Genomic DNA, 22,046 nt, shown 5'->3' with positions numbered 1-22,046 from the left:
TTGATAAAACGATGTATAGAATAACTCTATAGAATCGATGGAATATAGAAAAACGAAAAGGATTTATAAATGAGATAAATGCGGGAATCCTATTCTTCAATTGTAAGGGACCTTTATCAAAACCATAAGAAAAACTAATGAAAATTGAGAATGAAAAATGAATGATTACATCCATTATGATGTTCCTAACCTGCAAATTTGATCTTTGTGCTATAGGAGGGTTGAGTTTACTGGGATATTAGCTGGAGGAAGAAACTTTAACCGATACAGAGGAACCCGAAGCTACTTTGGTGCATCTTCTAAAGTAAAGAACATTTATAACACCTATTGGTCTGTAAATACAAAAAAGCCTTTGACCGAGGCCAAAGGCTTGTAATGCATATTAACGTTTGGAGAACTGAGGTGCGCGACGTGCGGCTTTGAGACCGTATTTTTTACGCTCTTTCATCCGTGGGTCACGAGTCAGGAATCCTGCTTTTTTCAGGGAAGCACGGTATTCCGGATCTGCTTTCAACAGAGCGCGGGAGATACCATGACGGATAGCGCCGGCTTGACCGGAGATTCCGCCACCATGAGCAATAACAAGAACGTCATAGTTGTTGAGCGTTTCTGTCAAGTTCAGTGGTTGTTTTACGATCAGTTTGAGTGTTTCCAAACCGAAGTATTCATTAATATCACGTTTATTGATGACAATGCGTCCTTCACCCGGTACAAGGCGAACACGTGCTACCGAATGTTTACGACGACCTGTCCCATAGTATTGTACTTGTGCCATGAAACTGTCCTCCTTTTAATTAACCGCGAAGTTCGTAAACTTCTGGTTTTTGTGCTGCATGTGGATGCTCAGTGCCTCTGTACGCTTTAAGTCTCAACTTCATTTTCTCGCCCATGCGAGTTTTAGGAAGCATACCGCGAACAGCCAATTCCAACATACGCTCAGGTTTGTTTTTAACCATCTCTTCAGCTGTAGTTACTTTCAAACCACCTGGGTGCATTGAGTGACGGTAGTATTTTTTACCTTGCATTTTCTTACCAGTCAATACGATTTTCTCAGCATTGATGATAACAACGAAATCGCCAGTGTCCACATGTGGAGTGAATTGTGGCTTGTGTTTGCCGCGAATCAAAGCTGCCGCTTCGCTCGCCAAACGTCCGAGGGTTTTGCCTTCAGCATCAATGATGTGCCATTGGCGCTCAACTTCGTTAGGCTTCGCCATGTACGTAGTACGCATGAAAAGTTCCTCCTTAAAATGTTCAAAATCATCATTTTCATTTATCTTCGTTCGTTAAGTTATAACTTTAGGTGTTGATGGATTGTAAATTTGATGTGAACCTCTTAATTGGGGCTGTGGGAAAGCCATTAAGAAAACACAACTTTTATATTACATGATAGGCGATTAAATCGCAAGTGTTAATTAAGCTTTTCACTCACCAAATTTAATCTTTTTTGTATTCAAGATCCCAGAGCATTAAACCGCAGCTAACTGCAGTAGGTCCTGCAGCAGATCGATTACATGCAGCAATCATATTTGGTACATCAGAGGCTTTCCGTTTGCCCTCTCCGATCTCCAGCAGTGTACCTACAATGATACGAACCATATGCTGCAAAAAGCCGTTACCACTCACATAAATGTGAATGACACCCTGATCGCGCGGATGGTCTCTGCACATTGATCGGTCCACTTCCATCCATGCTTCGTACACCGAACGAACATGATTCTCTTTCTGAGACTTGCGTGAAGCAAAAGAGGTAAAATCATACGTCCCTATGAAATGTCGTAAGCCCTCCTGCATTGCCATAATATCAAGCTTCGCATGATGATGATATTGCAGTCTTCTGTTGAATACATCCGGAAATTGATTCGCATTGACTGTATAACGATACGTTTTCTTTTTCGCTGCATAGCGAGAATGAAAATCAGCCGAAACTTCAATCGCATCAATAACGACAATATCGGAGGGTAATCTGGAGTTGAGTGCAATACACCAACGTTCAATCGGGATCTGGGACTCCGTAGGAAAATTGAAGATTTGTCTGCGGGCGTGGACACCTGCATCTGTTCGGCCTGAACCTGTAATTTTAACCTTCTCACCGGTTAAAGCACGAATCGCATCTTCAAGATGATCCTGAATGGTATTCCCACCCGGCTGTACTTGGAAGCCGAAATAGGCAGTGCCATCATAAGTTAACGTCATACATAAGTTCCGCATTATTACCACACCTTTGTTCCATACTATACATATCCCTATCCCGAACAGCAAAAGAAGCCCCTTACGGAGCTTCTATTACAGCACGAATTCCGAAATGAAGAGAAAAAAAGGGTTAATCCAGAATCGTTGATTCTGTCCCCTTTCCTCATCTCATCTGTTTTACGCGCGGTCTACCAGTTCCAAGTAAACCATTGGCGCTGCGTCACCACGACGAGGTCCCAGTTTCAAGATACGAGTGTATCCACCTGGACGCTCAGCGTAACGACCGGACAATTCGCTAAACAGTTTTTGGATTGCATCTTGCTCACCATCGATAGTTTCGCGGCGAACATAAGCTGCCACTTGGCGACGGGCATGAAGATCTCCCTTTTTCGCTTTAGTGATCAGTTTTTCAGCAATAGAACGAACCTCTTTTGCTTTCGCTTCAGTTGTCTGAATGCGTTCGTATAAGAACAGGTCGGTTACCAGGTCACGGAACAAAGCTTTACGTGCGCTGGAATTACGGCCCAACTTTTGGTATGCCATTGTTTTCCCTCCTTCACTTCAAGCACTCGGCTGTCTATTCTTCTGTACGGAGTCCCAAACCAAGTTCCTCAAGCTTCTCTTGAACTTCTTCCAAAGACTTGCGTCCGAGGTTACGGACTTTCATCATGTCTTCTTCTGTTTTCGTAGTCAGCTCTTGTACGGTATTAATACCGGCACGTTTGAGGCAGTTGTAGGAACGAACAGAGAGATCCAGCTCTTCGATCGTCATTTCGAGTACTTTTTCTTTTTTGTCTTCTTCTTTTTCGACCATAATCTCTGCATCTTTCGCTTCGTCTGTAAGACCCACGAAGAGCATCAGATGCTCGGTCAAAATTTTAGCGCCAAGGCTTACAGCCTCTTCAGGACGAATACTTCCGTCAGTCCAAACTTCCAACGTGAGCTTGTCATAGTTGGTTACTTGGCCGACACGCGTATTTTCCACAGCGTAGTTAACGCGGCTGATCGGGGTGAAGATGGAATCGACTGGGATGACGCCGATCGGCTGGTCATCGCGTTTATTCCGATCTGCCTGGACGTAGCCGCGACCGCGATTGGCAAAAATACGCATGTGAAGTCTCGAACCTGGTCCGAGCGTAGCAATGTGCAAATCCGGGTTAAGGATTTCCACATCGGAGTCAGCACGGATATCTCCAGCCGTAATTGCTCCTTCGCCTTCAGCATCAATCTCGAGCACTTTCTCCTCATCAGAATGAATTTTAAGCGACAAAGCTTTCAGGTTAAGAATGACCTCCGTAACATCTTCCATTACGCCAGGAACTGTAGCAAATTCATGCAGAACGCCATCGATTTGAACCGAAGACACTGCCGCACCCGGCAGTGACGAGAGCAAGATTCGGCGAAGCGAGTTTCCAAGCGTCGTACCGTATCCGCGCTCCAGCGGTTCTACTACGAATTTCCCATAGGTGCCATCATCGTTGACGTCTACCGTCTCAATTTTCGGCTTTTCGATTTCAATCACTGCAATACCCCTCCTTCAAAACGTCGGTCCTCTATGAAACATTTACCTTCTCTTGCGAAAACATGTAGTAGTATGCCTAAACAACCATTATTAGCAGATTGTGCCGGAAATATACCACACGCAGGGGCAAATCTCATTAGACACGACGACGTTTTGGAGGACGGCATCCGTTATGCGGGACTGGAGTTACGTCTTTGATCAGGTTAACTTCAAGACCAGCAGCTTGCAAAGAGCGGATCGCTGCTTCACGGCCTGCGCCTGGTCCTTTAACCATAACCTCAACGGCTTTCATCCCATGTTCCATTGCAGCTTTGGCAGCAGTCTCAGCAGCCATTTGTGCAGCAAACGGAGTCGATTTACGGGAACCTCTGAATCCGAGGCCGCCGGAGCTTGCCCACGAAATTGCGTTTCCGTGAGGGTCCGTAATGGTAACGATAGTGTTATTGAACGTGGAGCGGATATGTGCCACGCCAGATTCAATATTTTTACGGTCACGACGTTTAGTACGTACGACTTTTTTCGGTTTAGCCATTTTCTCTTATCCCCCCTTATTATTTCTTCTTGTTCGCTACAGTACGACGAGGACCTTTACGAGTACGAGCATTCGTTTTCGTACGTTGTCCACGAACAGGCAGACCACGACGATGACGAACTCCACGGTAACAACCGATCTCCGTCAAACGTTTAATATTCAAAGAGATTTCACGACGCAGGTCACCTTCTACTTTGACCTCTTTGTCGATACTTTCACGCAATTTGCTGACTTCATCTTCCGTCAAATCACGGACACGAGTGTCCCGATTGATGCCTGTTGTGCTCAGAATTTTCTGGGAAGTCGTTTTACCGATTCCGAAAATATAAGTCAAGGCGATCTCAACGCGCTTATCACGTGGCAAATCCACACCAGCTATACGTGCCATTTTACGCTACACCCCCTTCTTTAACCTTGTTTTTGTTTGTGTTTCGGATTTTCACAGATAACCATAACATTCCCTTTGCGGCGAATGACTTTGCATTTTTCGCAAATCGGCTTGACCGAAGGTCTTACCTTCATGTGAATTACCTCCTCAAAGTTTTGCTAAGCAAAACCCTCTTCGTAAGCATTGACCTTGTTTTACCATTGTAAAACCGGCTTCGAAGCTTTCGCAAGTTTTGCCGGGCAAAACCCGCTTCATAAGCTTCACAGTTCATTGCAACTGTCTACTACTATTTACGGTAAGTTATACGACCTTTTGTCAAATCATAAGGTGATAACTGAACAACTACTTTGTCTCCAGTCAGGATACGAATAAAGTGCATCCGCAACTTGCCGGAAACGTGAGCGAGAATTTGATGACCGTTCTCAAGCTCAACCTTGAACGTTGCATTCGGTAGCGGTTCGAGAACCGTACCTTCCACTTCAATGACATCTTCCTTGGCCATTAGTCAGTCTCCTTTCTCTTCAGCTTGAATGTTGGTGGACTCCAGAAACGAATGAACCGCATAGCGGAGCTTTCCGTTTGTCACCCGACCACTCTCGTTTAAACTGTTTACAACCTCGCTGCTAATCATCGGCTGGAGTTCAAGATGAAGAATATTCTTCTTCTTGGGTTGATCAAACTTACGTTTGTCCCCATCCGCAATATATACGAACTTACTGTCCGCTATAGCAACAATTACTGCGGCTTGGTCCGCATTGCGGCCTTTACGGATCTTCACAAGTTGACCGAGCTGCGGATTAGACTGATTGTTCATGCCTTATCACCTACGCATTCAGTTTTGTGAAAATTTCCATGCCTTCATGTGTAACTGCTACGGTGTGTTCAAAGTGGGCGCATAACGATCCATCAACAGTGACGACAGTCCAGTTATCTTCCAACGTTTTCACATACCGTCTACCTGCGTTAACCATCGGCTCTATGGCCAGCACCATGCCCGCTTTAAGCCGTGGTCCCCGATCAGGAAGACCATAGTTCGGAATCTGTGGTTCTTCGTGCAGATCCGCTCCTATACCGTGACCGACATATTCACGTACTACCGAGAACCCTTCATCTTCAATATATTTCTGAATCGCATGAGATATTGTAAACAAGCGAACGTCCGGTTTTACCAGCGCCAGACCTGCGTATAACGAAGCCTCGGTAACGTCCAGAAGACGACGGGCTTCTTCGGAAATACGGCCGACTGGATAAGTCCAGGCGGAATCTCCGTGATAACCCTGGTACTGCGCGCCAATGTCAAACGTAACGATATCGCCCTCGTTCAACTTTCGTTTGCCGGGAAATCCATGCACCAACTCTTCATTCACTGAAGCGCACACACTGGCAGGGAAACCGTTATAACCTTTGAAAGACGGCACAGCTCCTTGACTGCGGATGTATTGATCGGCCATATGGTCAAGTTCTCCAGTCGTAATACCGGGAGCGATATGCTCTGCCAAGAGACGATGCGTTTCCGCAACAATTCTCCCTGCTTCCCTCATCAAGCCCAGTTCCGTTTCGGACTTACCAATGATCATTCAATTAACCTCGCAGCAGGGACACGATTTCATGAGAAACTTGATCGATATCCTGCTCTCCGTCCATTTGACGAAGAAGGCCTTTGTTCTCATAAAATGTGAGGAGTGGTGCTGTTTTGTTGATATATTCGTCGAGACGTGTGCCTACGCTCTCTTCATTATCATCAGAGCGCTGGTACAAGTCACCGCCGCATTTATCACAAATACCTTCCTGCTTGGGCGGATTGAACACGACATGATATGTGGCGCCACAGTTCTTACAAATACGACGACCCGTCAAACGGGCGAGCAATTTGTTGCGGTCCACTTTCAGGTTGATTACATGATCGAGACCTGAGTTCAGTCGATCCAGAATGCCATCGAGCGCTTCTGCTTGAGACAGGGTTCTTGGAAATCCATCCAAGAGGAATCCTTCTCTGCAATCAGGCTGCTGCAAACGTTCTTCAACAATGCCGATGGTTACATCATCTGGTACGAGCAATCCTTGATCCATATATTCTTTGGCTTTCAGGCCAATGGGAGTTCCCTGCTTAATCGCCAGACGAAATGCATCGCCTGTTGAAATGTGGGGAATACCGAACTCTTTCACAATGACGTCTGCTTGCGTTCCTTTTCCTGCCCCCGGAGGGCCCATGAATAGGATGTTCACGTTATGTCACTCCCTCCAAGACTACCCTACATCAACAAACAGCACAATAGGTGCCGGCAAGTAAATCTTAGCTTGACCGGTACCTATTGCCTATTTATTGATAAAACCTTTGTAGTGGCGTTTGATCAATTGGCTTTCGATTTGCTTCATGGTATCCAGCGCAACACCGATAACGATCAGGAGAGAAGTTCCTCCAATTTGCGCTGATTGAGGCAAACCAGAAAGTGCCCCCAAGATTACAGGCAGAACGGAAATTACTGCCAAGAAGATGGCACCTGCCGTTGTCAAACGTGTCATGACACGGGTCAGATATTTCTCGGTTGCTTTACCCGGACGAATGCCTGGGATGTAACCGCCGTTCTTTTTCATGTTGTCAGCCATCTGCTGTGGATTCATCTGTACAAAAGTATAGAAGAATGTGAACCCGAAAATCATCACTACATAGAGTAACATACCCAGAGGTTTGTGAGTAGTGAGATTGGCTCCGATCCACTGTGCCCACGTACGATCAGCCCAGAAGTTTGCGATGATCGATGGGAACATCAACAGAGATGAAGCAAAGATGACAGGGATAACACCTGCTGCATTAATCTTCAGCGGGATATGTGTGTTCTGTCCACCGTACATTTTGTTACCTACGACACGTTTAGCGTACTGTACAGGAATTTTCCGAATCGCCTGCTGGATGTAAATGACACCTATGATAATCAGCACAATAACAATTGCGACGATTACCCCTTTAAGAATGTTCATGAACAGTTGATCAGCTTGGATGAAGTCGGATTCGATCGTTTGTTTGATAATATTAGGTACCGTTGATAGGATACCCGCAAAGATCAAAATCGAAATCCCGTTTCCTATGCCCTTTTCGGTGATCTGCTCACCAAGCCACATTAGGAATGAAGTACCGGCCGTAAGTACAATTGCGATCAAGATATAATCTGCAAATGTTGCGTTAGGCACCATTTCTGTATTGTACAAGCGGTTGAATCCGATCGACGTACCAAACGCTTGAATCAATGCCAGACCTACCGTTAAATAACGGGTCAGTTGTGCAGATTTCTTCTTACCTTGTTCACCCTGCTTTGCCCACTCCGCTAATTTAGGAATAACGTCCATGGAAAGCAGCTGCACTATGATAGACGCAGTGATGTAAGGCACGATCCCGAGCGCAAATATCGAGAACTGGAAGAGCGCTCCACCCGAGAACGTATTGAGAAGTCCAAAAACTTCTTTACCCGCAGAATTTGTCGCTTCGAACACATCTTTGTTAACTCCCGGTACGGGAACAAAGGAGCCGATGCGGTAAATGATCAGTACAAAAAGGGTAAATAATACCCTTTTGCGCAGATCTTCAACCCGCCAGATATTCTTTAGGGTCTTGAACATTAAATCACCTCAGTTGTACCGCCGGCAGCTTCAATTTTCTCAATAGCAGATTGAGAAAACTTGTTAGCTTTAACAGTCAGCTTCACAGTGACATCACCGTTACCCAGGATTTTGATTCCGGATTTAGCGTTTTTAACTACGCCGTTCGTCATCAAGAATTCTGGAGTTACTTCAGTACCCGCAGCAAAACTGTTCAGGTCTTCAGTATTCACAACTGCATATTCTTTGCGAGTTGGGTTTACAAAACCACGTTTTGGCAAGCGACGATACAATGGATTTTGTCCACCTTCGAAGCCTGGACGTACTCCACCGCCAGAACGAGCGTTTTGTCCTTTGTGACCGCGACCTGATGTTTTACCTGTACCACTACTTGGACCGCGACCAAGACGTTTACGTTCTTTGCGGGATCCAGGAGATGGTGAAAGCTCATGTAACTTCATCGTTCGTTGCACCTCCTTAAAGATTTGTGGGATTAACCCGTTTTTAAGCTTCTACTTCTTTAACAGCAACCAAGTGGCTTACTTTGTTAATCATACCACGGATGGCAGGATTATCGTTTTGTACCACTTTGCTATTGATTTTGCGCAAACCCAATGTTTTCACAGTTGTTCTTTGCGTCTCCGGACGTCCGATCAAGCTGCGGACGAGGGTAATTTCTAATTTAGCCATGAGAATTCCCTCCTTAACCCAGAAGCTCTTCGACGGATTTTCCGCGCAGTTTAGCCACGTCTTCAGCACGCTTCAAACGGGACAAACCTTCCAAAGTCGCATTGACCATGTTCATGGAATTCGAAGAACCCAGAGATTTTGTCAAAATGTCACCTACACCAGCAAGTTCGAGAACCGCACGTACAGGACCACCAGCGATAACACCAGTACCTTCAGATGCTGGTTTCAACAGCACGCGTCCTGCGCCGAACTTACCTGTTACCAAGTGAGGAATCGATGTTCCTACGAGTGGAACGTGTACAAGGTTTTTCTTAGCGTCTTCAATACCTTTGCGAATTGCATCAGGTACTTCGCCCGCTTTACCGATACCAGCTCCAACCCAGCCGTTGCCGTCGCCGACTACAACCAGTGCGCTAAAGCTGAAACGGCGTCCGCCTTTTACTACTTTAGCTACGCGATTAATATTTACAACTCTTTCAGTCAGTTCCAAAGTATTCGGATCTACACGCAAGTCGTTAACCTCCTTTTGAAAAATATCTTAAAACTCAAGTCCTGCTTCACGAGCCGCTTCAGCCAATGCTGCGATACGACCATGGTACAGATAACCGCTACGGTCAAATACGATGTTGGAAACACCTTTGTCTTTAGCACGTTTAGCAACGAGTTCGCCAACTTTACGAGCTGATTCAACAGATGCACCATTTTTGATGTCAGTGCTCAATTCTTTGTCTACGGTAGACGCGGAAGCGATTGTTACACCAGCAACATCATCGATGATTTGAGCATACATATGTTTACCAGAACGGAATACGTTCAAACGAGGACGTGCTGCCGTTCCTTGGATTTTCTTACGAACACGCAGGTGTCTTTTCAGACGTGCCTTGTTTTTATCTGTTTTCGTAATCATCTCAGGGATTCACTCCTTTCAGGTTACCTCGCTGGCTTCAAACCGGAAGCCACGGGGTATATTAGAAACACAAGAAGCAAGCAAGCCGAAAACCGCGCAAAGGCGGTAAGAAAAATCTTATTTCTTCTTACCGGCTTTACCTTCCTTACGGATGATACGCTCGCCTTCATATTTAATACCTTTACCTTTGTACGGCTCAGGTTCACGAACGGAACGGATTTTAGCAGCGTAAGCACCTACACGCTCTTTATCGATTCCGCGAACGATGATTTTCGTATTCGAAGGAACTTCGAATTCGATTCCCGCTTCCGGTGTAATTTCAACCGGGTGAGAGTAGCCAACGTTCAGAACGATTTTATCTCCGGATTTGCTTGCACGATATCCGACCCCAACCAGCTCCAGAGATTTTGCGAATCCTTCAGTAACACCACTCACCATGTTGTTTACAACGCTACGCGTTGTGCCGTGCAAAGAACGGTGAGTTTTGTTATCGGAAGGACGCACAACTGTAATTTCGTTGTTTTCAACTGTTACCTTCATATCTTTATGAAGTTCACGAGTCAAAGATCCTTTTGGTCCTTTTACCGTAATAACGGTGTTGTCCAGTGTGATGTCCACACCACTTGGTACTGTAATTGGTTTGCGACCAATACGAGACATATGTTGCACCTCCTATCTTGTGACGTTATATTACCATACGTAGCAGACGACTTCTCCGCCGGATTTTGATTGACGAGCTTCTTTGTCCGTCATGATACCTTTGGATGTCGAGATGATAGCGATACCCAGACCACCAAGTACACGAGGTACTTCGTTGCTTTTCGTGTAAACACGAAGACCAGGTTTACTGATTCTTTTCAGACCAGTAATAACACGCTCGTTATTTTGACCGTATTTCAGGAAAACACGGATAATCCCTTGTTTGTTATCATCGATAACTTCAGCGTCACGGATGAAACCTTCACGCTTCAGGATATCGGCGATTTGTTTTTTCATTGTCGAAGCAGGCATTTCTACCGTTTCGTGACGAACTGTGTTCGCGTTACGAATACGAGTAAGCATATCTGCAATTGGATCAGACATAGTCATTGTGAGTTAACCTCCTTCCCGTTCAGGACTTTTTACCAGCTTGCTTTTTTCACGCCAGGGATCTGGCCTTTATAAGCTAATTCACGGAAGCAAATTCTGCAAATTTTGAACTTTTGCAGGACCGAATGTGGACGTCCGCAACGCTCACAGCGTGTATAAGCACGTACTTTAAACTTTGGTGTACGTTGTTGTTTAACTTTCATCGAAGTTTTTGCCACTTAGCCTGACACCTCCTAAATAATTTCGGAGAAAAGGGAGTCTTTCCAGACACCCGGAAACGTTATAGCAACATTATTTTACGAAAGGCATTCCGAGTTGCGTGAGCAATTCACGGGATTCTTCGTCTGTTTTCGCCGTTGTTACGATGACAATATCCATACCGCGGACTTTGTCTACTTTATCATACTCGATCTCTGGGAAGATCAATTGTTCTTTCAGACCCAGTGTGTAGTTACCACGTCCGTCGAAAGCTTTGCTCGATACACCGCGGAAGTCGCGGACACGAGGAAGCGTAACGTTGAGCAGTTTATCGAGGAAGAAGTACATGCGCTCGCCGCGCAATGTTACTTTCACACCGATAGGCATGTTCTCACGCAGTTTGAAACCTGCGATAGATTTTTTAGCACGAGTGATTACAGGTTTTTGACCTGCGATCAATTGCAAATCGTTTACTGCGGAATCCAACACTTTGGAGTTTTGGACAGCGTCGCCCACACCCATGTTGATAACGATTTTCTCGATTTTCGGCACTTGCATTACCGTTGTATAGTTAAACTTCTGCATCAAAGCAGGAGCAATTTCGTTCAGGTAACGTTCTTTCATTCTTGCTGCCATGAATCATAGACCTCCTTTCTCATTCGGTTCAATTAGTCGATAATTTCTCCGGAACGTTTAGCAACGCGCACTTTCTTTCCGTTATCCAACACTTTGTAACCTACACGGGTTACTTTTCCGCTCTTTGGATCGATGTGCATTACGTTGGAAACGTGAATCGGAGCTTCCTTCTCGATAATGCCGCCTTGCGGATTTTGCTGGTTAGGCTTCTGGTGTTTTTTAATCATGTTAACACCTTCCACAAGGACGCGGTTCTCACGAGGATAAGCAGCGATGACACGGCCTTTTTTACCTTTGTCTTTACCGCTGATCACCATAACTGTATCTTCTTTTTTAACATGAAGTTTATTGTTATGGGATTCCAGAACTTTTTTCACTCTTGGCATTTCGTACACCTCCTGTTTCTAACATCACGAGATTAAACTTTAGATAACTTCTGGGGCCAAGGAAACGATTTTCATGAAGTCTTTCTCGCGAAGTTCACGAGCAACAGGTCCGAAAATACGTGTTCCACGCGGGCTTCTGTCGTCTTTTACAACAACCGCTGCATTTTCATCAAAACCGATGTAGGAACCGTCTTTACGACGTACAGAACGCTTCGTACGAACGACAACCGCTCTAACTACATCACCTTTTTTGACAACGCCGCCTGGTGTTGCTTGTTTTACAGAACAAACGATCAGATCACCGATTTGAGCTGTACGACGTCCCGTACCGCCGAGTACGCGGATACACATCAGTTCCTTCGCACCGGAGTTGTCAGCCACAGTCAAACGTGTAAATGGTTGAATCATTTAGTATTCCTCCTTTCAGCTATGCTGCTGATGCATTAGATGATAACCGCTTTTTCTACGATTTCAGTAAGTCTCCAGCGTTTATCTTTCGAAAGCGGACGAGTCTCCATGATTTTCACCGTGTCACCGATTTTCGCAGTGTTTTCTTCGTCATGCGCTTTGAATTTTTTAGTAACCTTAATGCGTTTATGGTACAAGTTGTGTTTTTTGTAAGTTTCTACAGCAACAACAATCGTTTTGTCCATTTTATCGCTGACCACTTTACCGGTTTGCACTTTACGTGCGTTACGTTCTTCGCTCATTGTTGGCCTCCTTCCTGATTACGGACGGATTATACATCCGATCCCTAATTAACCGATTCCCAATTCTCTTTCACGGATAATGGTTTTAGCACGAGCTATTTCTTTCCGCACATCACGGATTCGAGTCGGGTTATCCAGCTGACCGGTAGCGAGTTGAAAGCGGAGGTTAAAGAGTTCTTCTTTAAATCCGGCAATCTTTTGCTCGATTTCAGCAGAGGTTAGGTTGCGAAATTCACTAGCTTTCATTTGCTTCACCACCCAATTCTTCACGTTTCACAAACTTCGTTTTGATTGGCAGTTTATGAGCGGCAAGACGCATTGCTTCACGAGCAACATCCTCCGGTACACCAGCAAGTTCAAACATGATCTTACCTGGTTTCACAACTGCAACCCATTTTTCTACGTTACCTTTACCGCTACCCATCCGAACCTCGAGAGGCTTTTGAGTGATTGGTTTGTCTGGGAAGATCTTGATCCAAACTTTACCACCACGTTTGATGTAACGAGTCATCGCAATACGAGCCGCTTCGATTTGACGGTTCGTAATCCAAGCCGGTTCCGTAGCTTGCAGACCATATTCACCAAAGTTCAGCGTAGTTCCGCCTTTAGCTTGGCCCTTCATATGTCCACGTTGTTGCTTACGGTGTTTTACACGTTTTGGTACCAACATGATTAGTTGCCTCCTTCCTTAGCAGCTTGTTTCTTAGCCGTAGGAAGAACCTCTCCACGATAGATCCATACTTTCACGCCGATACGGCCGTAAGTAGTATGAGCCTCTGCTGTACCGTAGTCGATGTCGGCACGAAGCGTGTGCAGTGGAACAGTTCCTTCGCTGTAGCCTTCCGAACGAGCAATCTCAGCACCGCCAAGACGTCCGCCCACTTGAGTTTTAATACCTTTTGCACCAGAGCGCATTGTTCTTTGAATAGCTTGTTTCAGAGCACGACGGAAAGAAACACGACGTTCCAATTGTTGTGCGATGCTTTCAGCTACCAGGATTGCGTCCAGGTCTTGGTTCTTAATTTCAGAAATGTTGATGTGTACTTTTTTACCGCCTGCGATTTTCGTAATTTGATTACGCAGATTTTCAACTTCCGAACCACCCTTACCGATAACCATACCTGGTTTCGCAGTGTGAATCGTTACGTTTACGCGGTTAGCCGCTCTCTCGATTTCAACACGAGACATAGCGGAGTCTTTCAATTTATTTTTCAGGAATTCACGAATTTTCACGTCTTCCATCAAAAGATCGCCGAAGTCTTTACCTGCATACCACTTAGATTCCCAGTCACGGATAATTCCGACACGGAGTCCGACTGGATTTACCTTTTGGCCCACACATTTCCCCTCCTTCTACTTTTCAGATACCACCAAAGTGATGTGGCTAGTACGTTTGTTAATACGACTTGCACGTCCCATTGCACGAGGGCGGAAACGCTTCATTGTCGGTCCTTGGTTCACGTAAGCTTGCGAGATAACCAAGTTATTAACATCCAAAGAATAGTTATGTTCCGCATTCGCAATAGCGGAATTAAGCAACTTCTCAACGATAGGAGAAGCGGATTTCGGAGTGTGACGGAGAATGGCAACCGCCTCACCTACTTGCTTGCCGCGAATCAAGTCAACAACGAGTTGAACTTTACGAGGAGCAATCCGGATAAACTTAGCATGTGCTTTTGCTTCCATTGTGTAACCTCCTCTCAAACATTAAAGATATTCATTTATCTTCTTGTTTTCTTATCATCATCAGTATGGCCTTTGTACGTACGGGTTGGAGCGAACTCACCCAATTTGTGTCCGACCATGTCCTCAGTTACGTATACTGGTACGTGTTTACGACCGTCATATACGCCAAATGTGTGTCCGATGAATTGCGGGAAAATTGTAGAACGACGGGACCAGGTTTTAATAACAAGCTTTTTACCGGATGCTTCCATGTCTTCTACTTTTTTCAGCATGTAGCCATCAATGAATGGCCCTTTTTTCAAACTGCGACCCATGTGGAGATCCTCCCTTCAAACGTAGCTATTATGCATCCGCAGATGCCTCACGAAGTTATGCACAATGTGTATTACTTCGTGCGGCGGCGAATGATGTATTTATCAGAAGCTTTATTTTTCTTACGCGTTTTGTAACCAAGAGTAGGTTTACCCCATGGTGACATTGGCGATTTACGTCCGATTGGAGCACGACCTTCACCACCACCGTGTGGGTGATCGTTAGGGTTCATTACTACACCACGAACTTCAGGACGTTTACCCAACCAACGGCTACGACCGGCTTTACCGATTTTGATGAGCTCGTGGTCTTGGTTACCAACAGCTCCAATTGTTGCGCGGCAAACTTTCAAAATACGACGAACTTCTCCGGAAGAGAGACGAACAGAAACGTATTTTTCTTCTTTACCAAGCAATTGAGCTTCTGTACCAGCAGCACGAACCAATTGTCCGCCTTTACCTGGTTTCAACTCGATGTTGTGGATAACAGTACCTACTGGAATATTTTCGAGTGGCAATGCGTTTCCGATTTTGATGTCTGATTCAGGTCCGGAGAATACTTGATCTCCAACTTTCAAACCTTTAGGAGCGATGATATAACGTTTTTCACCATCAGCATAGTGAATCAGAGCGATGTTAGATGTACGGTTCGGGTCATACTCAATCGTAGCAACGCGGCCCGGTATTCCATCTTTAGTACGTTTGAAGTCGATGATACGGTATTTACGTTTGTGTCCACCACCATGGTGACGAACTGTAATTTTACCTTGGTTGTTGCGGCCTGCTTGTTTGCTCAATGGGGCCAACAACGATTTCTCCGGCTGATCTGTGGTGATTTCCTCAAATGTAGAAACGGACATGTTCCGTCTTGCCGGGGATGTTGGTTTATACTTTTTGATTGGCACTGGGTTTCCCTCCTTACTTCAAAAATTCAATTATACAGTTTCAAAGAACTCAAGCGTTTTGCTGTCTTGTGTCAGCGTTACAAACGCTTTTTTCCATTCGCTAGTATATCCGGAATAACGTCCGTACCGTTTTGGCTTAGCTGGAACACGAAGCGTGTTCACGTTTTTCACTTTTACGTTGAAAATAGCTTCCACGGCTTTCTTGATCTCGGTTTTGTTTGCACGGATATCGACTTCAAATACATATTTCAAGTCATTCATCATGTCAGCAGTACGTTCCGTAATAATCGGACGTTTTACAATATCACGAGGATCCTTCATTACGCGAGCACCTCCTCTACCTTCTGAACTGCTTCTTTCGTAATGATCAGTTTGTCGTGCGAAAGCACGTCAAGAACATTAATGCCGTCAGCAGCTACGAATTTCACGCCTGGAATATTCCGTGCGGAAAGAGCCACATTATCATCATAGCTAGGAGCTACGATCAAAGCTTTGCGTCCAACTTTCAAGTTATTCAAGATGGCTGCAAATTCTTTCGTTTTAGGTGAGCTCAGCGTGAGAGCGTCCAGAACGATAATGTCATTGTCGATCACTTTGGATGAAAGAGCTGATTTAATCGCCAAACGGCGAACTTTCTTAGGCAGTTTATACGCATAGCTCCGTGGTGTTGGACCAAATACGATACCGCCGCCTTTCCATTGTGGTGAACGAATTGAACCTTGACGAGCGCGACCTGTGCCTTTTTGTTTCCAAGGCTTACGTCCACCGCCACGTACTTCAGAACGTCCTTTTACTTTGTGGGTACCTTGACGAAGGGAAGCGCGTTGCATAAGAACTGCATCGTACAGAACGTGTTGGTTCGGCTCAATTCCGAAAACCGCATCGTTCAATTCAACTTCGCCTACTTGGCTACCATCTACATTGTAAACTGATACTTTTGGCATTTTGTGTTCCTCCTTTCTTCAGTGGTTATTTTTTCACTGTTTCTTTAACTTTAATGAGACTGTTTTTCGGTCCAGGAATGGAACCTTTCACGAGCAACACATTACGTTCAGCGTCTACTTTAACTACTTCAAGACGTTGGATTGTAACAGTATCATGTCCCATGTGTCCTGGCAGGCGTTTGCCTTTAGGAACGCGGTTAGCTTGGATCGAACCCATTGAACCAGGGCCACGGTGGTAACGCGAACCGTGTGACATAGGTCCAGTGCTTTGTCCCCAACGTTTGATAACGCCGGCAAAACCTTTACCTTTAGAAATACCCGTTACGTCAACGAATTCGCCTTCAGCGAAAATGTCAGCTTTCAGTTCTTGGCCAACTTCATATTCTGCGATGTTGATACCGCGAACTTCACGAACGTAGCGCTTAGGGGCAGTGTTCGCTTTTTTAGCGTGACCTGCTTCTGGCTTGTTAGCATTTTTCTCTTTCTTATCGGAATAACCGATTTGAATTGCTTCGTAGCCATCATTCTCAATGTCTTTCTTTTGCAAAACAACACAAGGGCCTGCTTCGATAACCGTTACTGGTACAACGTTACCCTCAGGTGTAAATACTTGAGTCATTCCGAGTTTTTTTCCTAAGATTGCTTTCATGTTGACACCTCTTTTCCTTTATACATGGTCTTTGTTGTAGCTTGTATTACAATTTAATTTCGATATCTACACCGGACGGCAGATCCAAGCGCATCAAGGCATCCACAGTTTGTGGAGTCGGGTTAACGATGTCGATCAAACGCTTATGTGTACGTTGTTCGAATTGTTCCCGAGAATCCTTGTACTTGTGCACCGCACGAAGAATAGTAATGATTTGTTTTTCAGTAGGAAGCGGAATCGGACCGGATACACCTGCACCCGAACGTTTTGCTGTTTCAACAATTTTCTCCGCGGATTGATCAAGAATTCTGTGGTCGTAAGCTTTCAAACGAATACGAATTTTTTGCTTTGCCATTTTAGTCCCTCCTTCTATCGCCCAATTTTTTATCGGACATACTCCGTGAAAATTTTCTAGCCACTGTCCCATGGCAAAGGGGCCGGGTGTGCCAGTAACCTCTCACATCATCGCAACGTCACAGAACAACATTCATTATTATATAGAAAAGATGGGCGTATTGCAAGCATATTTAAGAAAAACATTTAAACTTATCTTTTCTGCTGAAATGACTTCGTTTAGTGCAGTGTTTATCTTCAATATTCATGCTGCCTTACCAATCCATCTACATTCGTAAATGATGTTCATTTCGTATGACGCAGGTTCCGAAACTATTACATAATAAAAGAGTTCTTTATCCGATGTCGGATAAAGAACTCTTCCGAAGCTTCGTTACAATACAATGTTACTCGTTCCAGTACACTGTTGCATATGCTTTATTCAGCGTTAAGCCGAATTATTTTTGGATCGATGCTACGGAACCTGCACCTACTGTACGTCCGCCTTCACGAATGGAGAACTTAGTTCCTTCTTCAATCGCGATTGGGGAGATCAAGGAAACAGTAACTGTGATGTTATCACCAGGCATTACCATTTCAGTACCTTCAGGCAAGTTGATGATGCCTGTTACGTCAGTTGTACGGAAGTAGAACTGTGGACGGTATCCAGTGAAGAAAGGCTTGTGACGGCCACCCTCTTCTTTAGTCAAAACGTAGATTTGTGCAGTAAATTCTGTGTGTGGCTTAACAGAACCTGGTTTTGCAAGTACTTGACCGCGCTCGATTTGAGTACGATCAACACCACGCAACAATGCACCGATGTTGTCGCCCGCTTGAGCGGAGTCCAACAATTTACGGAACATTTCTACGCCCGTAACTACGGATTTTTTAGTTTCTTCAGTAATACCAACGATTTCGATCTCTTCGCCGACTTTAACAGTACCACGCTCTACACGGCCAGTAGCAACAGTACCACGACCAGTGATGGAGAATACGTCCTCGACAGGCATCAAGAAAGGTTTGTCAGTTTGACGCTCAGGCAATGGGATGTACGTATCGATCTCTTTGAACATCTCAACGATTTTTTGAGCCCACTCACCATCAGGGTTTTGCAGAGCTTCACGAGCGGATCCACGAGTGATTGGAGTATCATCACCTGGGAACTCATATTCGTTAAGAAGGTCGCGAACTTCCATCTCAACCAATTCCAACAACTCTTCGTCTTCAACCATGTCACATTTGTTCAAGAAAACAACAATGTAAGGTACGCCTACTTGACGGGAGAGCAAGATGTGCTCACGAGTTTGTGGCATTGGGCCGTCAGCTGCGGATACTACCAAGATAGCTCCGTCCATTTGTGCCGCGCCAGTGATCATGTTTTTAACATAGTCGGCGTGACCTGGGCAGTCTACGTGAGCGTAGTGACGAGTGTCAGTTTCATACTCAACGTGTGATGTTGAGATTGTGATACCGCGCTCGCGCTCTTCTGGAGCTTTATCGATTTGATCGAATGCAATTGCTGCGCCACCGTAAGTTTTAGACAATACAGTAGTGATTGCAGCAGTCAGAGTTGTTTTACCATGGTCGACGTGACCAATAGTACCAATGTTAACGTGGGGTTTATTACGTTCGTATTTAGCCTTTGCCATTTGAACGTGGCCTCCTTAAAATTATAATTTTATGTTTTCACTAAATGAAGTGCAAAGAATACATGACTCTTATGCACTTTCATTCAATGAGAGAAAACTACTCGGTTCCTTTTGTTTTGGCAACAATCTCTTCAGCGATGCTCTTAGGAACTTCTTCATAGTGAGAAAGCTCCATGGAGAATACGCCGCGTCCTTGAGTACCGGAACGAAGAGTTGTAGAGTATCCGAACATTTCAGACAAAGGTACTTTAGCACGGATGATTTGGGCTCCACTACGGGAATCCATACCTTCGATGCGGCCACGACGGGAGTTAAGCATACCCATAACGTCACCCATATACTCTTCTGGAACGGTTACTTCTACTTTCATGATTGGCTCAAGCAGAACCGGCTTACATTTGTCTTTCGCAGCTTTTAGCGCCATCGATCCGGCAATTTTAAATGCCATCTCGTTGGAATCGACATCATGGTAAGATCCGTCTACGATTGTAGCCTTAACGTCAACAAGCGGGAAGCCTGCGATAACGCCGTTTTTCATTTGCTCTTCGATACCTGCAAGAGCTGGTTGAATGTATTCTCTTGGAACAGAACCACCGACAACCTTACTTTCGAACTGGCTGCCTGTACCCGCTTCGAGAGGTTCGAACTCAACCCATACGTGACCGTATTGACCACGACCACCGGATTGACGAACGAATTTACCTTCAACACGCGCTGGTGCACGGAAAGTTTCACGGTAAGCTACTTGTGGTTTACCCACAGTAGTTTCAACCTTGAACTCACGACGCATACGGTCAATGATGATATCAAGGTGAAGCTCACCCATACCTGCCAAGATCGTTTGGCCTGTTTCTTCATCAGTATGAGCACGAAGAGTAGGATCCTCTTCAGTCAACTTACCGAGAGCAACACCCATTTTATCTTGGTCAGCTTTGGTTTTAGGTTCAACGGCGATTTCGATAACCGGATCAGGGAAGTTCATTGACTCCAGGATAACCGGATTTTTCTCATCACACAGTGTATCACCTGTACCCGTATCTTTCAAACCTACAGCAGCTGCAATGTCACCGGAGTAAACTTCAGTGATTTCTTGACGGCTGTTTGCATGCATTTGAAGGATACGACCGATACGCTCACGTTTGTTTTTAGTTGCGTTCAATACGTACGATCCGGATTGAAGAACACCGGAGTAAACGCGGAAGAATGTCAATTTACCAACGTAAGGGTCAGTCATGATTTTGAATGCCAATGCGGAGAAAGGCTCTTCATCGGATGACTTACGAATTGCTTCAGTTCCGTCTTCAAGATGACCAGTGATAGAAGGAACGTCTGTTGGAGCCGGCAAGTAGTCGATAACAGCATCCAACATCAGTTGAACACCTTTGTTACGATACGAGGATCCACAGATAACCGGGAAGATCTTAACATCAACAACACCTTTACGGAGGGCCGCTTTGATCTCATCAATAGTGATCTCTTCGCCTTCCAGGTATTTCATTGTCAAATCTTCGTCGAGTTCTGCAACACGCTCAACCAATTCGCTACGGAGTTCTGCAACTTGCTCAACAAATTCCGCAGGAATTTCGGTTTCTTCGATATCTTGTCCCAGGTCATCTTTGTACATATGAGCCTTTTGTGCAACGATATCAATGATACCTTTGAAATCATTTTCAGCGCCGATAGGAAGTTGAATCGCAACTGCGTTCGCTTGAAGGCGATCACGCATGTCAGATACAACGTTCAGGAAGTCAGCACCGATGATATCCATTTTGTTTACATAAGCGATACGAGGTACGCCGTACTTGTCAGCCTGTCTCCATACGGTTTCGGACTGAGGCTCAACGCCTTCTTTCGCACTGAATACACCAACTGCTCCGTCCAATACACGAAGGGAACGTTCAACTTCAACAGTGAAGTCAACGTGTCCCGGGGTATCAATGATGTTAACGCGGTGGCCTTTCCAAGCAGCGGTAGTCGCAGCGGAAGTAATTGTAATTCCGCGCTCCTGTTCCTGTTCCATCCAGTCCATTGTCGCAGCGCCTTCGTGTACTTCACCGATTTTGTGCGTACGTCCTGTGTAGAACAAGATCCGCTCAGTTGTCGTGGTTTTACCCGCATCAATATGAGCCATGATCCCGATATTACGTGTATTTTTCAAGGAGAACTCTCTTGCCATGAAATGGGTCTCCCTTCAAAATTGAAGTTATTATTGTGAACCGAATCCTACCAACGGTAGTGAGCAAACGCTTTGTTCGCTTCAGCCATTTTATGCGTATCTTCACGTTTTTTAACGGAAGCGCCTGTGTTGTTGGAAGCGTCGATGATCTCAGCCGCCAAACGCTCTTCCATTGTTTTCTCACCGCGGTTGCGGGAGTAGTTCACGAGCCAACGTAATCCCAAAGCAGTACGTCTCTCTGGTTTTACCTCGATTGGTACTTGGTAGTTGGCACCGCCGACACGGCGAGCTTTAACTTCCAGGACTGGCATGATATTTTTGATTGCTGCTTCAAATACTTCCATAGGGTCATTACCCGTACGTTCTTGAATCAACTTAAACGCATTATACAGAATGCTTTGAGCAACACCGCGTTTTCCGTCGAGCATGATGCGATTGATCAAACGAGTAACCAGCTTGCTGCTGTATACCGGATCTGGCAACACGTCTCTTTTCGTAACTGGACCTTTGCGTGGCATGGATATCCCCCTTTCTTTCTTCATGAGCAC

General features: G+C 45.2%; 37 protein-coding genes. All 37 read right to left on the bottom strand.

Annotated features, from left to right (window positions below; translation table 11 throughout):
• Positions 1 to 382: 382 nt before the first annotated feature.
• The 37 genes from rpsI to rpsG all read right to left on the bottom strand — a co-directional run bounded on the left by rpsI (position 383) and on the right by rpsG (position 22,016).
• Positions 383 to 775, bottom strand: a complete 393-nt coding sequence (gene rpsI, locus CRO25_RS31540) for a 30S ribosomal protein S9 (RefSeq protein ID WP_017692105.1) — start codon at positions 773 to 775, stop codon at positions 383 to 385.
• Between the two features lie 19 nt (positions 776 to 794).
• Positions 795 to 1,232 carry a 50S ribosomal protein L13 gene (gene rplM / locus CRO25_RS31535; protein WP_024633564.1) on the bottom strand — a complete coding sequence of 146 codons (438 nt, stop codon included), beginning with the start codon at positions 1,230 to 1,232 and terminating at the stop codon, positions 795 to 797.
• Positions 1,233 to 1,437: 205 nt separating this feature from the next.
• On the bottom strand, positions 1,438 to 2,211 hold the full coding sequence (truA, locus tag CRO25_RS31530) for a tRNA pseudouridine(38-40) synthase TruA (protein WP_017692103.1): 774 nt from the start codon (positions 2,209 to 2,211) through the stop codon (positions 1,438 to 1,440).
• A gap of 159 nt (positions 2,212 to 2,370) precedes the next feature.
• The gene (gene rplQ, locus CRO25_RS31525; RefSeq protein ID WP_017692102.1) at positions 2,371 to 2,736 is read right to left on the bottom strand and encodes a 50S ribosomal protein L17; all 366 of its coding nucleotides are present in this window, start codon (positions 2,734 to 2,736) and stop codon (positions 2,371 to 2,373) included.
• 34 nt (positions 2,737 to 2,770) lie between these two features.
• Positions 2,771 to 3,715: a DNA-directed RNA polymerase subunit alpha gene (locus tag CRO25_RS31520; protein WP_017692101.1), complete on the bottom strand. Its 945-nt coding sequence runs from the start codon at positions 3,713 to 3,715 to the stop codon at positions 2,771 to 2,773.
• A 136-nt stretch (positions 3,716 to 3,851) separates the two neighbouring features.
• On the bottom strand, positions 3,852 to 4,247 hold the full coding sequence (gene rpsK, locus CRO25_RS31515) for a 30S ribosomal protein S11 (protein ID WP_017692100.1): 396 nt from the start codon (positions 4,245 to 4,247) through the stop codon (positions 3,852 to 3,854).
• Positions 4,248 to 4,266: 19 nt separating this feature from the next.
• Complete coding sequence (gene rpsM, locus CRO25_RS31510) at positions 4,267 to 4,635, bottom strand: 30S ribosomal protein S13 (protein ID WP_053779200.1); 369 nt, start codon at positions 4,633 to 4,635, stop codon at positions 4,267 to 4,269.
• A 20-nt stretch (positions 4,636 to 4,655) separates the two neighbouring features.
• Positions 4,656 to 4,769 carry a 50S ribosomal protein L36 gene (gene rpmJ, locus CRO25_RS31505; RefSeq protein WP_003333770.1) on the bottom strand — a complete coding sequence of 38 codons (114 nt, stop codon included), beginning with the start codon at positions 4,767 to 4,769 and terminating at the stop codon, positions 4,656 to 4,658.
• A 152-nt stretch (positions 4,770 to 4,921) separates the two neighbouring features.
• On the bottom strand, positions 4,922 to 5,137 hold the full coding sequence (gene infA, locus CRO25_RS31500; protein WP_017692098.1) for a translation initiation factor IF-1: 216 nt from the start codon (positions 5,135 to 5,137) through the stop codon (positions 4,922 to 4,924).
• A 3-nt stretch (positions 5,138 to 5,140) separates the two neighbouring features.
• Entirely contained in the window at positions 5,141 to 5,449 is a 309-nt protein-coding gene (locus tag CRO25_RS31495; protein WP_024633568.1) for a KOW domain-containing RNA-binding protein, read from the bottom strand.
• A 10-nt stretch (positions 5,450 to 5,459) separates the two neighbouring features.
• Positions 5,460 to 6,212 carry a type I methionyl aminopeptidase gene (map, locus tag CRO25_RS31490; RefSeq protein WP_053779202.1) on the bottom strand — a complete coding sequence of 251 codons (753 nt, stop codon included), beginning with the start codon at positions 6,210 to 6,212 and terminating at the stop codon, positions 5,460 to 5,462.
• 4 nt (positions 6,213 to 6,216) lie between these two features.
• Positions 6,217 to 6,861: an adenylate kinase gene (locus CRO25_RS31485; RefSeq protein WP_024633570.1), complete on the bottom strand. Its 645-nt coding sequence runs from the start codon at positions 6,859 to 6,861 to the stop codon at positions 6,217 to 6,219.
• 90 nt (positions 6,862 to 6,951) lie between these two features.
• On the bottom strand, positions 6,952 to 8,250 hold the full coding sequence (secY, locus tag CRO25_RS31480) for a preprotein translocase subunit SecY (protein ID WP_063567428.1): 1,299 nt from the start codon (positions 8,248 to 8,250) through the stop codon (positions 6,952 to 6,954).
• The gene (rplO, locus tag CRO25_RS31475; protein WP_062836188.1) at positions 8,250 to 8,690 is read right to left on the bottom strand and encodes a 50S ribosomal protein L15; all 441 of its coding nucleotides are present in this window, start codon (positions 8,688 to 8,690) and stop codon (positions 8,250 to 8,252) included. Before rplO ends, secY begins: the two co-directional genes overlap by 1 nt.
• Positions 8,691 to 8,733: 43 nt before the next feature.
• The gene (gene rpmD, locus CRO25_RS31470) at positions 8,734 to 8,919 is read right to left on the bottom strand and encodes a 50S ribosomal protein L30 (protein ID WP_017692092.1); all 186 of its coding nucleotides are present in this window, start codon (positions 8,917 to 8,919) and stop codon (positions 8,734 to 8,736) included.
• A gap of 13 nt (positions 8,920 to 8,932) precedes the next feature.
• Positions 8,933 to 9,430, bottom strand: a complete 498-nt coding sequence (gene rpsE, locus CRO25_RS31465; protein WP_017692091.1) for a 30S ribosomal protein S5 — start codon at positions 9,428 to 9,430, stop codon at positions 8,933 to 8,935.
• A 27-nt stretch (positions 9,431 to 9,457) separates the two neighbouring features.
• Positions 9,458 to 9,826: a 50S ribosomal protein L18 gene (gene rplR, locus CRO25_RS31460; RefSeq protein ID WP_063567427.1), complete on the bottom strand. Its 369-nt coding sequence runs from the start codon at positions 9,824 to 9,826 to the stop codon at positions 9,458 to 9,460.
• Positions 9,827 to 9,943: 117 nt separating this feature from the next.
• A complete protein-coding gene (rplF, locus tag CRO25_RS31455; protein ID WP_024633576.1) occupies positions 9,944 to 10,486 on the bottom strand; it encodes a 50S ribosomal protein L6 in 543 nt (180 codons plus the stop codon).
• 30 nt (positions 10,487 to 10,516) lie between these two features.
• The gene (rpsH, locus tag CRO25_RS31450) at positions 10,517 to 10,915 is read right to left on the bottom strand and encodes a 30S ribosomal protein S8 (protein ID WP_017692088.1); all 399 of its coding nucleotides are present in this window, start codon (positions 10,913 to 10,915) and stop codon (positions 10,517 to 10,519) included.
• A gap of 32 nt (positions 10,916 to 10,947) precedes the next feature.
• Positions 10,948 to 11,133 (bottom strand): type Z 30S ribosomal protein S14, encoded by a 186-nt coding sequence (locus tag CRO25_RS31445; RefSeq protein WP_013312154.1) that lies wholly within the window; start codon positions 11,131 to 11,133, stop codon positions 10,948 to 10,950.
• Between the two features lie 73 nt (positions 11,134 to 11,206).
• Positions 11,207 to 11,749, bottom strand: a complete 543-nt coding sequence (rplE, locus tag CRO25_RS31440) for a 50S ribosomal protein L5 (RefSeq protein WP_024633577.1) — start codon at positions 11,747 to 11,749, stop codon at positions 11,207 to 11,209.
• 32 nt (positions 11,750 to 11,781) lie between these two features.
• The gene (rplX, locus tag CRO25_RS31435; RefSeq protein ID WP_024633578.1) at positions 11,782 to 12,135 is read right to left on the bottom strand and encodes a 50S ribosomal protein L24; all 354 of its coding nucleotides are present in this window, start codon (positions 12,133 to 12,135) and stop codon (positions 11,782 to 11,784) included.
• Positions 12,136 to 12,174: 39 nt separating this feature from the next.
• Complete coding sequence (gene rplN / locus CRO25_RS31430) at positions 12,175 to 12,543, bottom strand: 50S ribosomal protein L14 (RefSeq protein ID WP_024633579.1); 369 nt, start codon at positions 12,541 to 12,543, stop codon at positions 12,175 to 12,177.
• Positions 12,544 to 12,578: 35 nt separating this feature from the next.
• Positions 12,579 to 12,845, bottom strand: coding sequence for a 30S ribosomal protein S17 (gene rpsQ, locus CRO25_RS31425; protein ID WP_017692084.1), 267 nt, complete (start codon positions 12,843 to 12,845; stop codon positions 12,579 to 12,581).
• Between the two features lie 48 nt (positions 12,846 to 12,893).
• The gene (gene rpmC, locus CRO25_RS31420; protein ID WP_017692083.1) at positions 12,894 to 13,091 is read right to left on the bottom strand and encodes a 50S ribosomal protein L29; all 198 of its coding nucleotides are present in this window, start codon (positions 13,089 to 13,091) and stop codon (positions 12,894 to 12,896) included.
• Positions 13,081 to 13,515, bottom strand: coding sequence for a 50S ribosomal protein L16 (gene rplP / locus CRO25_RS31415; RefSeq protein WP_024633581.1), 435 nt, complete (start codon positions 13,513 to 13,515; stop codon positions 13,081 to 13,083). The genes rpmC and rplP overlap by 11 nt, the downstream gene beginning before the upstream one ends.
• 2 nt (positions 13,516 to 13,517) lie before the next feature.
• Positions 13,518 to 14,183, bottom strand: coding sequence for a 30S ribosomal protein S3 (rpsC, locus tag CRO25_RS31410; RefSeq protein WP_024633582.1), 666 nt, complete (start codon positions 14,181 to 14,183; stop codon positions 13,518 to 13,520).
• Positions 14,184 to 14,198: 15 nt separating this feature from the next.
• Entirely contained in the window at positions 14,199 to 14,531 is a 333-nt protein-coding gene (gene rplV / locus CRO25_RS31405; RefSeq protein WP_024633583.1) for a 50S ribosomal protein L22, read from the bottom strand.
• A 35-nt stretch (positions 14,532 to 14,566) separates the two neighbouring features.
• The gene (rpsS, locus tag CRO25_RS31400) at positions 14,567 to 14,845 is read right to left on the bottom strand and encodes a 30S ribosomal protein S19 (protein WP_053779207.1); all 279 of its coding nucleotides are present in this window, start codon (positions 14,843 to 14,845) and stop codon (positions 14,567 to 14,569) included.
• Between the two features lie 71 nt (positions 14,846 to 14,916).
• Entirely contained in the window at positions 14,917 to 15,747 is an 831-nt protein-coding gene (gene rplB / locus CRO25_RS31395; protein ID WP_063567426.1) for a 50S ribosomal protein L2, read from the bottom strand.
• 30 nt (positions 15,748 to 15,777) lie between these two features.
• Positions 15,778 to 16,068 carry a 50S ribosomal protein L23 gene (rplW, locus tag CRO25_RS31390; RefSeq protein ID WP_024633586.1) on the bottom strand — a complete coding sequence of 97 codons (291 nt, stop codon included), beginning with the start codon at positions 16,066 to 16,068 and terminating at the stop codon, positions 15,778 to 15,780.
• Positions 16,068 to 16,691 carry a 50S ribosomal protein L4 gene (gene rplD, locus CRO25_RS31385; protein WP_063567425.1) on the bottom strand — a complete coding sequence of 208 codons (624 nt, stop codon included), beginning with the start codon at positions 16,689 to 16,691 and terminating at the stop codon, positions 16,068 to 16,070. The genes rplW and rplD overlap by 1 nt, the downstream gene beginning before the upstream one ends.
• A 25-nt stretch (positions 16,692 to 16,716) precedes the next feature.
• Positions 16,717 to 17,340, bottom strand: a complete 624-nt coding sequence (rplC, locus tag CRO25_RS31380; protein ID WP_024633587.1) for a 50S ribosomal protein L3 — start codon at positions 17,338 to 17,340, stop codon at positions 16,717 to 16,719.
• A gap of 46 nt (positions 17,341 to 17,386) precedes the next feature.
• Positions 17,387 to 17,695 carry a 30S ribosomal protein S10 gene (gene rpsJ, locus CRO25_RS31375; protein WP_017692074.1) on the bottom strand — a complete coding sequence of 103 codons (309 nt, stop codon included), beginning with the start codon at positions 17,693 to 17,695 and terminating at the stop codon, positions 17,387 to 17,389.
• A gap of 436 nt (positions 17,696 to 18,131) precedes the next feature.
• Positions 18,132 to 19,322, bottom strand: a complete 1,191-nt coding sequence (gene tuf / locus CRO25_RS31370; RefSeq protein WP_024633588.1) for an elongation factor Tu — start codon at positions 19,320 to 19,322, stop codon at positions 18,132 to 18,134.
• Positions 19,323 to 19,419: 97 nt separating this feature from the next.
• Positions 19,420 to 21,498: an elongation factor G gene (fusA, locus tag CRO25_RS31365; RefSeq protein ID WP_079697654.1), complete on the bottom strand. Its 2,079-nt coding sequence runs from the start codon at positions 21,496 to 21,498 to the stop codon at positions 19,420 to 19,422.
• Positions 21,499 to 21,545: 47 nt separating this feature from the next.
• The gene (gene rpsG / locus CRO25_RS31360; protein WP_024633590.1) at positions 21,546 to 22,016 is read right to left on the bottom strand and encodes a 30S ribosomal protein S7; all 471 of its coding nucleotides are present in this window, start codon (positions 22,014 to 22,016) and stop codon (positions 21,546 to 21,548) included.
• Positions 22,017 to 22,046 lie beyond the last annotated feature (30 nt).

It is taken from the genome of Paenibacillus sp. RU5M, assembly GCF_900221055.1.
GTDB lineage: Bacteria > Bacillota > Bacilli > Paenibacillales > Paenibacillaceae > Paenibacillus > Paenibacillus marchantiae.
The sequence above is the reverse complement of the archived record's forward strand: the minus strand, read 5'-3'. Positions and strand labels throughout refer to the sequence as shown.

Bases quoted from the DNA above. Each gene is read 5' to 3' on its own strand.
- rpsI (WP_017692105.1), bottom strand. From the start codon at position 775: ATGGCACAAGTACAATACTATGGGACAGGTCGTCGTAAACATTCGGTA.
- rplM (WP_024633564.1), bottom strand. From the start codon at position 1,232: ATGCGTACTACGTACATGGCGAAGCCTAACGAAGTTGAGCGCCAATGG.
- truA (WP_017692103.1), bottom strand. From the start codon at position 2,211: ATGCGGAACTTATGTATGACGTTAACTTATGATGGCACTGCCTATTTC.
- rplQ (WP_017692102.1), bottom strand. From the start codon at position 2,736: ATGGCATACCAAAAGTTGGGCCGTAATTCCAGCGCACGTAAAGCTTTG.
- rpsK (WP_017692100.1), bottom strand. From the start codon at position 4,247: ATGGCTAAACCGAAAAAAGTCGTACGTACTAAACGTCGTGACCGTAAA.
- rpsM (WP_053779200.1), bottom strand. From the start codon at position 4,635: ATGGCACGTATAGCTGGTGTGGATTTGCCACGTGATAAGCGCGTTGAG.
- rpmJ (WP_003333770.1), bottom strand. From the start codon at position 4,769: ATGAAGGTAAGACCTTCGGTCAAGCCGATTTGCGAAAAATGCAAAGTC.
- infA (WP_017692098.1), bottom strand. From the start codon at position 5,137: ATGGCCAAGGAAGATGTCATTGAAGTGGAAGGTACGGTTCTCGAACCG.
- CRO25_RS31495 (WP_024633568.1), bottom strand. From the start codon at position 5,449: ATGAACAATCAGTCTAATCCGCAGCTCGGTCAACTTGTGAAGATCCGT.
- map (WP_053779202.1), bottom strand. From the start codon at position 6,212: ATGATCATTGGTAAGTCCGAAACGGAACTGGGCTTGATGAGGGAAGCA.
- secY (WP_063567428.1), bottom strand. From the start codon at position 8,250: ATGTTCAAGACCCTAAAGAATATCTGGCGGGTTGAAGATCTGCGCAAA.
- rplO (WP_062836188.1), bottom strand. From the start codon at position 8,690: ATGAAGTTACATGAGCTTTCACCATCTCCTGGATCCCGCAAAGAACGT.
- rpmD (WP_017692092.1), bottom strand. From the start codon at position 8,919: ATGGCTAAATTAGAAATTACCCTCGTCCGCAGCTTGATCGGACGTCCG.
- rplR (WP_063567427.1), bottom strand. From the start codon at position 9,826: ATGATTACGAAAACAGATAAAAACAAGGCACGTCTGAAAAGACACCTG.
- rplF (WP_024633576.1), bottom strand. From the start codon at position 10,486: ATGTCTCGTATTGGTCGCAAACCAATTACAGTACCAAGTGGTGTGGAC.
- rpsH (WP_017692088.1), bottom strand. From the start codon at position 10,915: ATGACTATGTCTGATCCAATTGCAGATATGCTTACTCGTATTCGTAAC.
- rplE (WP_024633577.1), bottom strand. From the start codon at position 11,749: ATGGCAGCAAGAATGAAAGAACGTTACCTGAACGAAATTGCTCCTGCT.
- rplX (WP_024633578.1), bottom strand. From the start codon at position 12,135: ATGCCAAGAGTGAAAAAAGTTCTGGAATCCCATAACAATAAACTTCAT.
- rplN (WP_024633579.1), bottom strand. From the start codon at position 12,543: ATGATTCAACCATTTACACGTTTGACTGTGGCTGACAACTCCGGTGCG.
- rpsQ (WP_017692084.1), bottom strand. From the start codon at position 12,845: ATGAGCGAAGAACGTAACGCACGTAAAGTGCAAACCGGTAAAGTGGTC.
- rpmC (WP_017692083.1), bottom strand. From the start codon at position 13,091: ATGAAAGCTAGTGAATTTCGCAACCTAACCTCTGCTGAAATCGAGCAA.
- rplP (WP_024633581.1), bottom strand. From the start codon at position 13,515: ATGTTGGTACCAAAACGTGTAAAACACCGTAAGCAACAACGTGGACAT.
- rplV (WP_024633583.1), bottom strand. From the start codon at position 14,531: ATGGAAGCAAAAGCACATGCTAAGTTTATCCGGATTGCTCCTCGTAAA.
- rpsS (WP_053779207.1), bottom strand. From the start codon at position 14,845: ATGGGTCGCAGTTTGAAAAAAGGGCCATTCATTGATGGCTACATGCTG.
- rplW (WP_024633586.1), bottom strand. From the start codon at position 16,068: ATGAAGGATCCTCGTGATATTGTAAAACGTCCGATTATTACGGAACGT.
- rplD (WP_063567425.1), bottom strand. From the start codon at position 16,691: ATGCCAAAAGTATCAGTTTACAATGTAGATGGTAGCCAAGTAGGCGAA.
- rplC (WP_024633587.1), bottom strand. From the start codon at position 17,340: ATGAAAGCAATCTTAGGAAAAAAACTCGGAATGACTCAAGTATTTACA.
- rpsJ (WP_017692074.1), bottom strand. From the start codon at position 17,695: ATGGCAAAGCAAAAAATTCGTATTCGTTTGAAAGCTTACGACCACAGA.
- tuf (WP_024633588.1), bottom strand. From the start codon at position 19,322: ATGGCAAAGGCTAAATACGAACGTAATAAACCCCACGTTAACATTGGT.
- fusA (WP_079697654.1), bottom strand. From the start codon at position 21,498: ATGGCAAGAGAGTTCTCCTTGAAAAATACACGTAATATCGGGATCATG.
- rpsG (WP_024633590.1), bottom strand. From the start codon at position 22,016: ATGCCACGCAAAGGTCCAGTTACGAAAAGAGACGTGTTGCCAGATCCG.